The sequence below is a fragment of the Mycobacteroides sp. CBMA 271 genome, assembly GCF_009729205.1.
Classification (GTDB): domain Bacteria; phylum Actinomycetota; class Actinomycetes; order Mycobacteriales; family Mycobacteriaceae; genus Mycobacterium.
On sequence record NZ_VTHB01000002.1, the window covers coordinates 400,573 to 413,985 of the forward strand.

The 13,413-nt window shown below is 63.7% G+C and carries 12 protein-coding genes; 7 read left to right on the forward strand and 5 right to left on the reverse strand.

Features of this window, described 5'->3' with window-relative positions:
* Positions 1-117: 117 nt before the first annotated feature.
* Positions 118-3,168: an MMPL family transporter gene (locus FZI91_RS07310; RefSeq protein ID WP_155938589.1), complete on the forward strand. Its 3,051-nt coding sequence runs from the start codon at positions 118-120 to the stop codon at positions 3,166-3,168.
* Positions 3,169-3,613: 445 nt separating this feature from the next.
* Positions 3,614-4,219 (forward strand): TetR/AcrR family transcriptional regulator, encoded by a 606-nt coding sequence (locus FZI91_RS07315; RefSeq protein WP_309224174.1) that lies wholly within the window; start codon positions 3,614-3,616, stop codon positions 4,217-4,219.
* A 6-nt stretch (positions 4,220-4,225) separates the two neighbouring features.
* Here the strand turns inward: FZI91_RS07315 and FZI91_RS07320 are convergent, their stop codons facing one another.
* The 4 genes from FZI91_RS07320 to FZI91_RS07335 are packed head-to-tail and all read right to left on the reverse strand — an operon-like array spanning position 4,226 to position 8,156.
* Positions 4,226-4,858 carry a response regulator transcription factor gene (locus tag FZI91_RS07320; protein ID WP_162526549.1) on the reverse strand — a complete coding sequence of 211 codons (633 nt, stop codon included), beginning with the start codon at positions 4,856-4,858 and terminating at the stop codon, positions 4,226-4,228.
* A 26-nt stretch (positions 4,859-4,884) separates the two neighbouring features.
* Positions 4,885-6,048, reverse strand: coding sequence for a MacS family sensor histidine kinase (gene macS / locus FZI91_RS07325; protein WP_155938152.1), 1,164 nt, complete (start codon positions 6,046-6,048; stop codon positions 4,885-4,887).
* An 8-nt stretch (positions 6,049-6,056) separates the two neighbouring features.
* The gene (locus FZI91_RS07330; protein WP_155938153.1) at positions 6,057-7,256 is read right to left on the reverse strand and encodes an AI-2E family transporter; all 1,200 of its coding nucleotides are present in this window, start codon (positions 7,254-7,256) and stop codon (positions 6,057-6,059) included.
* Between the two features lie 21 nt (positions 7,257-7,277).
* On the reverse strand, positions 7,278-8,156 hold the full coding sequence (locus FZI91_RS07335; protein ID WP_155938154.1) for an alpha/beta fold hydrolase: 879 nt from the start codon (positions 8,154-8,156) through the stop codon (positions 7,278-7,280).
* Between the two features lie 165 nt (positions 8,157-8,321).
* Between FZI91_RS07335 and FZI91_RS07340 the strand changes: the two genes are divergently transcribed.
* The 5 genes from FZI91_RS07340 to FZI91_RS24085 all read left to right on the forward strand — a co-directional run bounded on the left by FZI91_RS07340 (position 8,322) and on the right by FZI91_RS24085 (position 12,299).
* Positions 8,322-9,845 carry an adenylate/guanylate cyclase domain-containing protein gene (locus FZI91_RS07340; RefSeq protein ID WP_162526491.1) on the forward strand — a complete coding sequence of 508 codons (1,524 nt, stop codon included), beginning with the start codon at positions 8,322-8,324 and terminating at the stop codon, positions 9,843-9,845.
* A gap of 27 nt (positions 9,846-9,872) precedes the next feature.
* A complete protein-coding gene (locus FZI91_RS07345; protein WP_162526492.1) occupies positions 9,873-11,081 on the forward strand; it encodes a YbhN family protein in 1,209 nt (402 codons plus the stop codon).
* A gap of 54 nt (positions 11,082-11,135) precedes the next feature.
* A complete protein-coding gene (locus FZI91_RS07350; RefSeq protein WP_155938156.1) occupies positions 11,136-11,675 on the forward strand; it encodes a YceI family protein in 540 nt (179 codons plus the stop codon).
* 30 nt (positions 11,676-11,705) lie between these two features.
* Entirely contained in the window at positions 11,706-12,110 is a 405-nt protein-coding gene (locus FZI91_RS07355) for a DUF3054 domain-containing protein (protein ID WP_155938157.1), read from the forward strand.
* A gap of 66 nt (positions 12,111-12,176) precedes the next feature.
* Positions 12,177-12,299 (forward strand): hypothetical protein, encoded by a 123-nt coding sequence (locus FZI91_RS24085; RefSeq protein ID WP_255455893.1) that lies wholly within the window; start codon positions 12,177-12,179, stop codon positions 12,297-12,299.
* 85 nt (positions 12,300-12,384) lie between these two features.
* On the opposite strand, the gene FZI91_RS07360 is transcribed toward FZI91_RS24085, so the two are convergent.
* Entirely contained in the window at positions 12,385-13,134 is a 750-nt protein-coding gene (locus FZI91_RS07360; protein ID WP_155938158.1) for a hemophore-related protein, read from the reverse strand.
* Positions 13,135-13,413: the final 279 nt, after the last annotated feature.

A 13,413-nucleotide genomic window follows, 5' to 3' on the forward strand; every position in this document is an offset into this window, starting at 1 on the left:
TACCGTCTTCGCCGCATCGGCAGACAGCATGGTGCCGTGGGCTCGCAAAGTAAGTAGCCATCCAAAATGCAACCCCGATCCGACGCCGATAGTCCCGCGCGGCGTGGTCGCGGTCTGATGGCCCACGCCGACAGCAAGACCTTTGGCAAGGTCAGCCGCTTCAGCGCGCGTAATGCGTGGCTGGTCATCGGCGGCTGGATCGTCCTACTCGGCGTGCTCAACGCAGCGATACCTCAGCTCGAAGTGACTGTGTCAAAATACTCGGCACCCTTCCTGCCCACTAATCTCGCTGCTACACAAACGCTTCGAGAGATGTCGACCGAATTCGGGGTACCACAATCAGCCTCAGTGGGCAGTGTCGTACTGGTTGATGAACACGGGCTCAGCGCCGATGACCACGCACTGTATCGGCAGCTCATTGAGTCCCTGCGCGCCGATCACGAGAACGTCGCTTACGTCCTGGACACCTACAGCAACGACCAACTCCGCGACATCGCGATCAGCCCTGACGGCAAGGCGATCAATCTCCTTGTCGCAGCGACCGGTGATGTTGGCTCGACACAAGCTCATCGAAACGTCACCGAAATTCGTAAGACGATCGAGTCCATGGCTAAGCCCCAGGGAGTGCAGATCTACTACACGGGGTTCGCGCCGACACTGGCCGACCTCTTCACCTCCATGGACCGGTCGCTCATGATCATCACCGGCGTTTCGATACTGCTGATCACCATGTTGCTACTGCTGGTCTACCGGTCGCTGGTCCTTGCCTGCATTCCGTTGCTGACGATCGGCGTATCTCTCGGGGTAACACGCCCAATCATCTCCCTCCTGGGTCTCAGCGGAACACTGACGGTCTCGAACTTCACCATCGCGCTGATGACCGCGATGGTGCTGGGCATCGGTACTGACTACGCGATCTTCATCCTGGCCAGTTACCACGAAGGTCGCCGAGCCAAGCTACCCGCGCCTGCCGCCCTGCAGCGGGCGGGAGAAAAAATTTCCGGAATCCTGATCGCGTCCGCGGTAACGGTAGCGGCGGCAGCATCGGCCATGGTCTTCACGAAGATCGGCATGTTCAAGGCCGCCGGTCCCCCCACGACCATCGGCGTGGTGATTACCCTAGCGGTCTCCATGACACTGCCCTACGCGTTGTTATCCGTTGCTGCACAACGTGGGTACGCCGAACCACGGATACTGAACGAACGCCGCTGGCGTCGTACCGGCGCCAGGGTAATTCGCCATTCCGGGGTGTTGGCAACCGCATCTCTGGTCGTGTTGATCGCCGCGGCCGCTGTCCTGGCCACACTACGGCTGAATTTCGACGAGAACGCCATGCAACTCGACAGCACCGACAGCACCCGCGGGTACGAAAAGGTTTACGCACACTGGGGAGTCAACGAAGCGGCACCCGAGTACCTGATCATCAAATCCGATCATGACATGCGCAACACCAATGACCTTGCGGCATTGGACATGATCGCGACGAATCTCGCCAAACTCCCCGAAGTCGCCGTCGTCCGCTCCATCACCCGCCCCAGCGGTAAACCGGTCGCCGAAACCACGATCGGCCATCAAGTCGGCATTGTCGGTGATCGTCTCACCGAAGCGCAGCAACGCATCCAGCAGTCCAACCCTGATTTGTCCCGCCTGACCGCGGGGGTCGACCAGCTTCGCGACGGTGCTAACTCCGCCAATACTCAATTGCCGCAATTGATCACCGGCATTGGCCAGGTTGTATCCCTGGCCAAGGGCGTGCTCAGTACCTATGACACCGCAAGCACCGCGCTGGCCACCGCGACCAGTAACCGTGTTGACGTACCTCGAGCCATCGCTGACCTCAGCTCGTCGGTAAATCTTCTCGACGCCGCACTGCAGGCCATCAGTCACAACGATCTCGTCGCCGCCACCGTCAGCACAGCCAACTCCGCCCTCGCTCCCCTGCTGAGCCCTGAACCCGCGCCCGACTGCATTGCCAATCCACTGTGCATGCGTGGCCGTGCCGCTCTGGCCGATCTGGACGCGAGCACCAATGGCTCAGCGGTCCGCTCACTGCGCGATCTGCAGGCCCTGACCGTGGAACCTCAAGCGGCAATCGACAATGCGCGCGCAGCGCTTCCCGGTCTCAAAGGCGCTCTGGTGCAAATGCAATCGCTGTCCAAACAACTTGACGGACGCCCTCCCACAGAAGTTTCAGCGCAATTGAACCAGTTGGTACGCGGCGCCGAGCACCTCGCCGGTGGGATGTCCCAGTTAGCTACCGGTTTGAATCGTGTCAAGACCGGTGTCGATCAAGTCGGCACCCTGACCGGGCCCCTTGGCGACGGACTCAAAAAGGCATCCGACTATCTCGACGCCGTCAGCATCCACACCTCCAGTGGTCCGGGCGCGGGATACTATCTGCCACCGCAAGCATTCTCCGACAAAAACTTCCAGGCCGGCGAGAAGTTGCTGTTCTCCGCAGATGGCAAGGTCACCCGCATGGTCGTGGTGTGGAAAGTGAACCCATTCAGCGCTGAGGCCCGGACCGGTGCAATGCAGCTTGTGAGCACGTCGACGATGGTTGCGACGGGCACAACACTAGAGGGCGCGCAGATCACCACTACCGGCGTTGCATCAATAACGACCGATATGCAACACCAAGTCTGGCGTGACTTCTTCACTTTCGGCGCCGTCGCAATCCTCGGCATCTTCCTGGTCATGGCACTCCTATTACGCAGCATCCTCGCCCCTGCCTTCATGGTGGTCATGGTCACGCTCTCGTTCGCGTCTGCTGCCGGCCTCAGCGTGCTGGTATGGCAACACATCGTCGGCATCGACCTCGACTTCTCGGTTCTGCCGGTGTCGTTCATGGCGCTGGTGGCGGTGGGAGCGGACTACAGCATGTTGTTCGCCTCCCGTATCCGCGACGAATCCCAGGACGGGATGGTCCGCGGAATTCTGCGAGGGTTTACCAGCACGGGCTCCGTCATCACCACAGCTGGAATTGTCTTCGCACTCACCATGTTCGCGCTCATGAGCGGCAGCGTTATCCATCTTCTTCAGATCGGATTCACCGTGGGCACTGGCCTGCTCCTCGACATCACCGTCGTCCGGACCATCCTGGTGCCGGCCGCCATGACACTCATCGGCAACAACATCTGGTGGCCCCAACGCAGCCTAAAAACGTAGGTGTCAAACAAATTTCGGCACTATCAAGCCATTTCATCCAAACAGGCACTTGGGCCGACAACAAGCGCGAATCCCTAGCAAGGACGACCTGGCCATCGCGGCTTTTATGCGCAGCTGACAACAGCTGTCACTCGATCGTCGAGTCGACGTCAACTCGGCCGCATCGCCCGAATTAACTTGGCAAGAAACGATTCCGGAAACACGCTAGACCGACAGACGACGTCGGCTCTTCACATGCCGGTGATGGTGGTCGATGTACTTCATGAAACGCTGCGCGCCTTACGTGCCCTGCCAATACCGGCCGTCTCATTCATGCGCGGTGCTCGCGTTGACGACCATCCGGGCCTCACTGTGTCCGCTGATATCGTCCCAGTCTCGGTGCAAGCCTGGGCTGCTCCGATTGGAATGGGATAAACAGCCGACCGCGCCGCGCTACGATGGCCCCGTGTCGACGTCGCGGAATAACGGTGACAAACTGCTGGAAGGCGCTCTTTCCTGTCTGCAAGAGCGCGGCTACGCCAACATCACATCCCGTGATATTGCGCGCGCTGCCGGAGTCAACATCGCATCGATCAACTACCACTTCGGCAGCAAAGACGCGCTGATGGACGAGGCACTCACCAAATGCTTCTCGAACTGGAGCGCCCAGGTTCAGCTGGCCTTCGACCAGGCGGCCGCCACCAACCCGCGCGACCAGATCCAAGCCCTGTTCCACGCCACGATTGACTCATTCGATCGAATCCGTCCCACCGTCTACGCCTGCATCGAGTTCCACGCTCCCGCGATGAGATCTGACAAACTCCGTGAGCGACTCGCTTCCTGCTACGCCGGCATGCGTGATCACGCCGTCGATCTGGCACGAACCGCCATGTTGGCCCACGGATTTGAGCCGCCTGAGTCGCTTCACACGGCCGTTTCACTTCTGATGGCGTTGATCGAGGGCTTGATGCTGCAATGGGCCGCCGACCCCTCCGCAGTGCCCGACTCCACGCAGATCACCGACGGACTCGCCGCGCTAGGAGCACTGGCCGTTACTGCAGGCTCGGACTAGCGACGCCTACTCGTCGAGCCCGTGTTCGATGGCGTATCTCGTCAGCTCGACACGATTGCCCAGCTGCAGCTTGCGCAGTGTCGACTGCACATGGTTCTCCACCGTCCGGTGACTGAGTGAGAGCCGAGTGGCGATCTGCTTGGCGCTTAGCCCCTTAGCGACCAGCCGCAGCACTTCGGTTTCCCGGTCGGAGAGCCGTGGCGTGTCGTCCGAGGCGCGCGCTGAATCGCTTGAAATACGCCGAAACTCTCCCAGCACCAGGCCCGCCAGGCCCGGCGTGAACACCGCCTGCCCCTTGGCCGTGGCCTTGACGGCGTCAATGAGCTCGGCGGCGGACGCGCTCTTGACCAGGTATCCGGTGGCACCGGCCTTGACCGCTTCCAGCACGTCCTCGCGTTCGGCGGAGGCCGACAACACCAGGATGTGGCTATGCGGGGACACCGCTAACACCGCGGCGGTGGCTTGCGCGCCATCGCCATCGGTCAGCTGCATATCCATCAGCACCACATCGGGTTTCACCGTCGCGGCGATCCGACCGGCCGAGGCAACGCCGTCGGCCGTCGCGATCACCCACAGCCCGGCCGCCTGCAGGTCACGGGAGACCCCATCCCGCCACATCGGGTGGTCGTCGACCACCATCACCGAAATCTGTTGCAGCTCTTCCGTCATACCCCGACCTCCTGAGATTTGGGCACCGTAATCTCCCATTCGGTCCCTGCGCCGGGCGCCGTCTCCAGCAGGACCGCCCCGCCCAGATCGGCCACCCGCCCCAGAATCGATCGAGACACCCCCATGCGTCCTTCGCGTTCGGCCTGATCCAGCCTGCCATCGGCAATACCGCTACCGTCATCGCGCACCGTGACGACCACCGAGTCTGCCAGATCCTCGATGAGCACGTATGCATGCACTTGCGGTCCTGCGTGCAATCCCACGTTGGACAGCGCGCTACGCACCACGGCGGCCAGTTCGCTGGCCATGTGCTGACCGATGAGCACCGGCGACCCCGGCGCGGACACCGAGACGGCGGTACTGGCCTGAGTGCGCAGGAGCGGACGCAGATCGACCAATTCGTCATCGGCGAGGGCAGTCGGGGCCGCACCCGAAATCAGCTCCCGGAGCGCCACTTCCTGCTCACCCGCGATCTCGGCGAGTTCTGCTGTCGGACCGCCGATCTCGGTACCTCGCCGCTTCACGTACGACAGCACTTGGAGCACCCCGTCGTGCACCTGGCGGGCCAACCGCTCCCGTTCGATCGCGGCGGCCGCCGCTCTTTCCGCGCGCCGCAGTTCATGGAAAGTGCGCTTGGCGGTGGTCGATGCGGCACCGATCGCCAGCCCAACCACCACCAACGCGGGCATCGTCGAGTCGAGCCAGAGCGCGCTGACGGACAGACCACGCGCCGCAATGCTGACCGCGGCGAGAACAAAACCGGATATGACGCCGGCAAGCTGGCCGCGCAGCAGCCCCACCGACACCACCGCGTTGGCCACCCACAGAGTGGTCGGCAACGATTGATGCCCGCTGTACCACTGCACATCGACCACGAGGCGCCCGGCAAGCATCAGCGCAATCACGATTACCTGATCGCATAGCACCAGCTGCCATCGGCGGAACCAATTGCGCGACAGTGTAACCGCTGCGAACCCCGTCCATATCGCCATGCATCCGTACAGTGCCCAGCTCAGCGCCTGTCGGTCGTAGTGGGTATAGCTCGCCAGTTGCGAGGCCAACAGCGCGTACCCGAAACTCGCCAATCGGAACACCTGCGCGGCACGCCACAACGACGCCGTCGGATCGCTACCGCTGACCCATCGAGGGACGGATGTCATACGCGCTGCTACTCCTTGGGCGGCGCCGGGCCCAGTTCCGGCACGCCGTTGCCGGGCCCGGCGTTCACCGCCGCCGGTCCCTGGTTGGGCACCATCTCCGGATCCAGAATCTCCGCTTCCTCTTCTCCTTCAAGGACATACGGATCATCGTCATCATCGGGGTGCAGCAGTGCACGAATAGCCGTGTTGAGCACGGCGACGGTTGGCACCGCCAACAATGCCCCGATAATTCCGCCCAGCACGCCGCCCGCGGCAATGGCGAACACGACCGCCAATGGGTGGATGCGTACGGCGTGGCCCATGATGAGCGGTTGCAGCACATGGCCTTCCACCTGCATCACCACGATGACGATGACCAAGATCATGGCCGCGGTGAAGGCGCCCTTGGTGATCAAGGCGATGAAGACCGCGACGAAACCGGAGATCGCCGCACCGATGATCGGAATGAACGCACCCAGAAAGACCAGCGAGGCCAGCGGAAGGGCGAGTGGCACACTGAAAGCCGCCAGGCCCACGCCAATACCTAGGGCGTCCACCAACGCCACCGCGACGGTGGCGCGTACATAACCGATCAGCGAACCGAAGCCCAGTACACCGGCACGGCGCACCCGCGGCCGAGCCGACGTCGGAAAAATCCGGGTGACGAAATCCCAGATCTCCCTGCCCCCGTACAAGAAGAAGATCACCGTGAAGAAGGTCAGCACGGCACCGGTGATGATCTCGGTGACGGTGGTGGCCGTGGCCAGCGCGCCGCTGGTCACCTTGTCCTGGTTGTTCTTGATGCTGTTGACCAACGCGTCGCCGGCCTTGCCGATCTGGTCTTCGCTGATGTGGAACCGGCTGTGGATCGCCCAGTTCTTCAGCGACTCGATGCTGTCGGTCAACTGCGTCGACAGGTCGGGAAGTCCCTTGATGAACTGGTCGACCACGAACGTCAGGATTCCCACGATTGCCGCGGTGCCGGTCAACAGTACGACCACCACCGCGAGCGAACGCGGAACCTTGTGCCGCTCAAGGAAGTTGACCGGCGGCACCAAAAGCGCCGCCGCCATCAGCGCCAACAGCACGGGGATGGTGATGGTATTCAGGTGCCAGAACAACCACAGCGCTGTGAGCCCGAAGGCAAGCAGCACCAACAGGCGCCAAGCCCAAGCGGCCCCCTTGCGCACATATGGATGAACCGACTCGGCGGCGTCAACGTGCGTCATGCGCCGAGCCTAACCCAGCAACTATCCCTTCGATGCGGGCTCGGCCAGTACTTCCGAGAGCCACTTCACTACGAGCTCGGGCTGCTCATCGACGATGAAGTGACCACAGTTAGGCACCTCCGTGATGTTCAGATCGTCGGTGTGGTCCTTGAAACCCTCGAGCAGCGATGGGTGCACCGCCACATCGTCGAGACCGAACAGCACGCGTACCGGCATGGGTAGCGTGCGGTCGTCGTAGGGGCCGCGCGCTAGGTGGGCGAACTCCTTGCCGACCATGGACCGGTAGATCTTGGACCCCGCCACCCGACGGTCGCGGTCGCGGAAGCAGCTGCGGAAGAAATCCACAGATTCCTTGGGCATGCCGCTGCGCCGGATGAACCACCACAGCGTCGGCGACAGATGCGAGAGCGGCCCGACGACCGGGGCGCCGACCACGAGTTGGTAAGCCAGCTTGTGGGCGTACCTGGCCACGCGGCCCGGCTGCTGCCACACGGGCGGAATATTGAGGATCGCCAGCCGCTGGATGCGCGACGGCGCCTTCAGCGCCACCAGCTGCGCCGTCCAGCCGCCCCAGTCATGCCCGACCAGATCGAAGGATTCCAGGCCTAAGGCATCGGCCGCGGCCAGTACGTCGCTGGCGAACTGCTCCTTCTCGTAGCCCTTCGGAGCGACCTCACTCCAGCCCGCGCCGCGCAGATCCATGGCGTACACCCGGTGCCCGGCGCCGGCCAGCGCCGGAATGACCTTGTGCCACATCCACCAGTTTTCCGGCCAGCCGTGCAGCAGCACCACCGGCCTGCCGCCCTCCGGACCGGCCACGGCGACGTGAATTTTCACATCCCCGGCTTGCACGTATTCGTGGGTCACGCCCTCCAGGAATGGCATGCTGCGCTGCGTCATGCACGGAACATTACCGCGCAGTAGGTTCCGCGGCACCACCCCGTTGGCCCCGCCGCGGAAGCCCGGCCTGGCCATACATCCGCCCTAGAGCAGCAAGAACTGGCATGCTTCGGTTACGTCACAGAAATTGGGGTAGAACTGGAGTAGACCGATCGGAATACCTGGGTGATGGAACGGCTGCGCGAATGGTTTCGGGCCATGCATGTGCTGGGCCCACGGTGGACCGTGTTCGTGGCTTCGATGGTCGGCATCAACTCCGCCACCCTGCTGCTGTTGTTCTACTTTCTGCGTCACTGGATGCCCTTCAAACGGCCGGCGAACGACTGGGTCTTCGAGAACGGCCCGCCACTGTTCTGGGTGCTTTTCGGCCTCATGGTCGTGACGAGCGTGGGATGGGCCCTGCATATGGAGCACCGTCTGGCCCGCTGGTACTGCCGGGGCGGGCCGCCCACCGCACTTGAGCTACGGACCGCACTGACGGCACCGCTGCAGCAGTCCATGGTCCACCTCGGCGGGTGGGTGATCGGTTCGTCGATCTTCGTCGGCGTCGGCGCCGCGCATGACTCCCACTGGACCCTGGCCACCATCATCGGCACCCTGCAAGCCGCGACGGGCAGCTTCGGCCTGACCTACCTGCTCGGCGAGCGCATCCTGCGGCCAATTGCCGCGAAGGCGTTAAGCGCCAGCGAGTTCCATGGACGTTTCGCACCATCGGTGTTCGTGAGGGTGCGGCTGAGTTGGTGGATCGGCACGCTGGCGCCGGCGATCGGCATCCTCGCGCTGTGCGGGATGGCCCTGTGGGATCCCAGCGAATTGACCTCGACCCGCGACCTGGCCCTCACCGTCCTGCTCATCGTCTCCGTCACTCTGTTCGGCAGCTATGGGCTCGCGCTGCTCACCGCCGGACAGCTGGCCGACCCGGTGCGCCAGCTGCGCGCCGCCATCAGCGATGTGGCGCAGGGCGATTTCGAAGCCCGCGTCGACGTGTACGACGGCAGCGAGCTGGGTGTCCTGCAGGCCGGCTTCAACCGGATGATGCAGGTTGGGGAGGAACGCCGTCAGCTGCGTGAGCTGTTCGGTAAGCATGTGGGCGCCGACGTTGCCAGCCAGGCGCTGCAGCTCGGCACCAACCTCGGTGGTGAGAATCGTTATGTCGCAGTGTTCTTCGTGGACATGATCGGGTCGACGTCAATGGCCTCCGACCGGGATCCCGAGGAAGTGCTGACCATCCTCAACGACTTCTTCCGCATCGTGGTGGAGGTAGTCGACAGCCGTGGCGGCTTCGTCAACAAGTTCGTCGGCGACGAGGCGTTGTCGGTCTTCGGCGCACCACTGCACCGCCCGGATGCCACCACCGCCTGTCTGGCCGCCGCACGCGAATTGCGCGAGCGGCTATCCCAAGACTTCCCGCATCCGTTCGAGTTCGCGATCGGCGTCTCGGCCGGGCTGGCGGTGGCCGGAAACGTGGGCGCACCCGAGCGCTACGAGTACTCGGTGATCGGTGACCCCGTGAATGAAGCATCGCGGCTAACTGAGCTCGCCAAACATCGGCCAAGTCGGCTGCTCGCATCCACCAATGCGCTGTATTTCGCCGACACCGATGAACAGAAACACTGGGATCACGGCGACTCTGTGCTGCTCCGGGGCCGCACCAGGGCGACACACCTGGCGTGGCCTGCGGGAACCTGAAAGAAGTGGCCCGCACTCGCCGTTACTGTGGTGCCCGTGCCCGATGACCGCGATCGTCTCTCAGGCGGCGAGACACCGCCTGAGACCAACCCGGACCCCTGTCCGGACGACGACGCCATCACTGCACCTCAACCCGTCATCAAGCGGCGCGGAAAGTACTGGTGGCTGCGCTGGGTCGCCCTCGTCCTCGTCGTGGTGGTGCTCGCGGTCGAGATCGGGTTCGTTTCCGATCAGCTGGCCGCGGCCTGGCGCAGCCTGAAGACCGCCAATCCCTGGTGGGTGCTGGCGGCGGCACTGGCGGCGATGGCCTCGATGCACAGCTTCGCGCAGATCCAGCGGACGCTGCTGCGGTCGGCGGGCGTCAAGATCCGTCAATGGCGCTCGGAGGCGGCCTTCTACGCCGGCAACGCATTGAGCACCACGCTGCCCGGCGGCCCCGTGCTCTCGGCCACCTTCATCTATCGGCAGCAGCGCCTCTGGGGCGCCACACCGGTGGTGGCTTCCTGGCAGCTGGTGATGTCCGGGGTACTGCAGGCGGTGGGGCTCGCGATCCTCGGCCTGGGCGGCGCGTTCCTGCTGGGCGCCAAGACCAACCCGTTCTCGTTGATTTTCAGCATCGGCGGATTGTTGGCCATCCTGGTTCTGGCCCAGGCGGTGGCCTCTCGGCCGGAGATGCTCGACGGCATCGGTGTCCGAATCCTGCGATGGGTCAACGATCTTCGCGGTAAACCCGCCATGATGGGGGTGGCCCGCTGGCGCGAGATCCTCAAGCAGATGGAAGCGGTGACGCTGACCCGCCGGGCGCTCGGCGAGGCCTTCGGTTGGTCGTTGTTCAACTGGATCGCCGACGTGGCCTGCCTGGCCTTCGCCGCCTACGCCGTCGGTAGTCGCCCCTCGCTGGTCGGTGTCATGGTCGCGTATGCCGCGGCCCGCGCCGCCGGCTCGCTCCCGCTGATGCCGGGCGGCCTGCTCGTGGTGGAGGCTTTCCTGGTTCCCGGTCTGGTGTCCTCCGGGATGACGCTGCCCGACGCGATCTCTGCGATGCTCATCTACCGCGCGGTCAGCTGGATCTTCATTTCCGCGATCGGCTGGGTCATCTTCTTCTTCATGTTCCGCAATGAGAGTCAGATCGACCCCGATGCCGCCGCGGCAACGGACGCGAACAAAGACCTGGAATCCCGCGCGGGCCCCCCTTCGGGCGATTCACAGAAAAATTCTTCAGACCCCCCGAAATAAACCGGACCATAGTCCGGTTGGCATGAGTGTCTCACCCCCAATCGAGGAGCACTCATGACCACGACCACCCCCGTACTCGCCGCCGGAACCTGGACCATCGACCCGGTCCACTCCGATGTCACCTTCTCCGTTCGCCATCTGGGCGTCTCGAAGGTGCGCGGCTCCTTTATCGATTTCAGTGGACACATCGTCATCGCCGAAGACGGAGCCCCATCTGTCAACGCCGATATCGACGTCGCCTCCCTGAGCACTCGTAACGAGCAGCGCGATGGCCACGTGCGGTCGGCCGATTTCTTTGACACCGACAACTACCCCACCGCCACCTACCGGTCCACAGCCGTCCGTGCCGACGGCGACGACTACATCGTCGATGGCGAACTGACCCTGCACGGCGTCACCAAGCCCGTCTCACTCAGCCTGTCCTTGGAGGGTGTCGGCCCCGGCCCGCAGGGCGGTACCGTCGCCGGCTTCGAGGCCAGCGCCCAGCTCAACCGCGGCGACTTCGGCATTAACGGCGGCGCCGGACTCGTCGGCGAGAAGGTCACGCTGACCTTCAACATCGAAGCCGGCCACCCGGAGGCACCCTCCAACTGAGCACCGCACGGCACCCGCTACGGTCGGGGAATGCCCAGCGCGCAACAGAATTCACGCACGCAGAAGCCGGCGGCATCCGTACTGTTTTCACTGGTACTGGATGCCGTCGGCATCTTCGTTTTCTGCACCATCGGCCAAATCAGTCACAGCGAGGGCATCACGCTGCCGGGTGTGTGGCATACGGCCTGGCCGTTCCTGTCCGGCGCCGGCATCGGCTGGCTCCTGAGCCGGGGGTGGTCGCGCCCGACATCGGTCGCCCACACCGGGATCGCAGTCTGGGTCAGCACCGTACTTTTCGGGATGATCCTGCGGACGCTGAGCCACCAGGGTGTGCAGTTCAGCTTCATCGTCGTGGCGTCACTGTTTACGGCGATGTTCCTGCTGGGGTGGCGGGTCATCGCGTCACGGCTGATCCGTAGTTCGTCAAAAAAATAGCGAGCCGCCGTCAGGATCTCGTCAACGGGCTTGGATCCACGCCCGCGGACCGCGCAAGCTGGCCGCATGGAAGGTCTCGCCGCTGTGCTGGTGCCCCTCGCTGGTTATGCCGCGGTATTGCTGTCCGTGCGCTACCTGAACCGTCACGACGACATCGCACCCACCGGACCCGACGCTCTATCCCATTAGCCCCAAAACGCCGAGTGCGAGCCTGACGCGGAAATCTCGTGGAAGATCCGCGTCAAGCTCGCACTCGTTTCGGTCTGTGTCCTGACTAGACGCGCGGTCCGGGGGCCGGACCGGTCCCGACCGGGCCGGCAGGAGCCGCAGCGGTAGCGCCCGGCGCGGGGCCGGGGGCCGGACCGGGTCCCTGCGGGAAGTTGGCGGGTGCCTGAGCCGGATTCTGGATGGCAGCCTGCACGGCTGGGTTCTGCACGAGCGCCTGCGCCGCCGGGTTCTGCGCCACCTGCTGCGCGGCCGGGTTCTGCGACAGCGCGGTCAGCAGTGCCGGGTTCACACCCATCGCGGCAGGATTCAATCCACCACCGTTGACGACCTGTGCCAGGTCCAGCGGCAGACCACATTTGGTGCGCAGATCATTCAGCGGCGCGGCGATACCACCCATGGAGGCCGCCACATCGGGCCTCGACACCAGATAACTCTGCGTCTTAGTGGCGATCTGGTCCTGCGGCGCGGCCTTGATCTCGGTAAACGCCGCATCGACGTCCGGATGCGCCTCCAGGTAGCTCGCCGCGTTCTGCACCACACCGCCGACGGTCTTGGTCATCTTGCTGGCCTGGCACCCGTCCGGCGTAGATGTGTCAGGAGTCACCGTTGCCGCGGCCGGTGCGGCAGCATTCGGGGTGGGCGCTGGTGCAGCGGGGGCCGCCGGAGCCGGGGCCGGCGTCGGGGGGACTGGCTCGGCCGCGGCAATCGGTGCCAGGGCGCTCATCGCGAGCCCGCCAGCGAGAACACCTGCGCTCAGCAAGCCGTAGGCCGCGCGCCGCGAGGTTGTGGCTGACATGAAATCATCTCCTGGAGGGTCCTAGTGGTTCTGGGGATTACAGCCAAGGTATCGAAATTCGGCAGCAATTCGATACACGGACTCGCGTAGTCGCCAGAGAGTTACCGACTCTTTATCTTCGGCCGGATTCTGAAATTCAAGATCCCAATCGAGAGCCAACGCAACGTTGCCAGGGAACGCGAAAGGCACGTCCGGATGCCCCTCGTTTTTCGCCAAGGCAGGCTGTTAGTAACCACGTCATCGCAGGTTGTCGGGATAAATACAGACGGCACGCGCGGT

What these genes read in the sequence shown, in the direction of transcription:
- FZI91_RS07310 (WP_155938589.1), top strand. Translation starts at nt 118, where the DNA reads ATGGCCCACGCCGACAGCAAGACCTTTGGCAAGGTCAGCCGCTTCAGC.
- FZI91_RS07320 (WP_162526549.1), bottom strand. Translation starts at nt 4,858, where the DNA reads ATGGTGGTCGACGACCACCCGATGTGGCGGGATGGGGTCTCCCGTGAC.
- macS (WP_155938152.1), bottom strand. Translation starts at nt 6,048, where the DNA reads ATGACATCCGTCCCTCGATGGGTCAGCGGTAGCGATCCGACGGCGTCG.
- FZI91_RS07330 (WP_155938153.1), bottom strand. Translation starts at nt 7,256, where the DNA reads ATGACGCACGTTGACGCCGCCGAGTCGGTTCATCCATATGTGCGCAAG.
- FZI91_RS07335 (WP_155938154.1), bottom strand. Translation starts at nt 8,156, where the DNA reads ATGACGCAGCGCAGCATGCCATTCCTGGAGGGCGTGACCCACGAATAC.
- FZI91_RS07350 (WP_155938156.1), top strand. Translation starts at nt 11,136, where the DNA reads ATGACCACGACCACCCCCGTACTCGCCGCCGGAACCTGGACCATCGAC.
- FZI91_RS07355 (WP_155938157.1), top strand. Translation starts at nt 11,706, where the DNA reads ATGCCCAGCGCGCAACAGAATTCACGCACGCAGAAGCCGGCGGCATCC.
- FZI91_RS24085 (WP_255455893.1), top strand. Translation starts at nt 12,177, where the DNA reads ATGGAAGGTCTCGCCGCTGTGCTGGTGCCCCTCGCTGGTTATGCCGCG.
- FZI91_RS07360 (WP_155938158.1), bottom strand. Translation starts at nt 13,134, where the DNA reads ATGTCAGCCACAACCTCGCGGCGCGCGGCCTACGGCTTGCTGAGCGCA.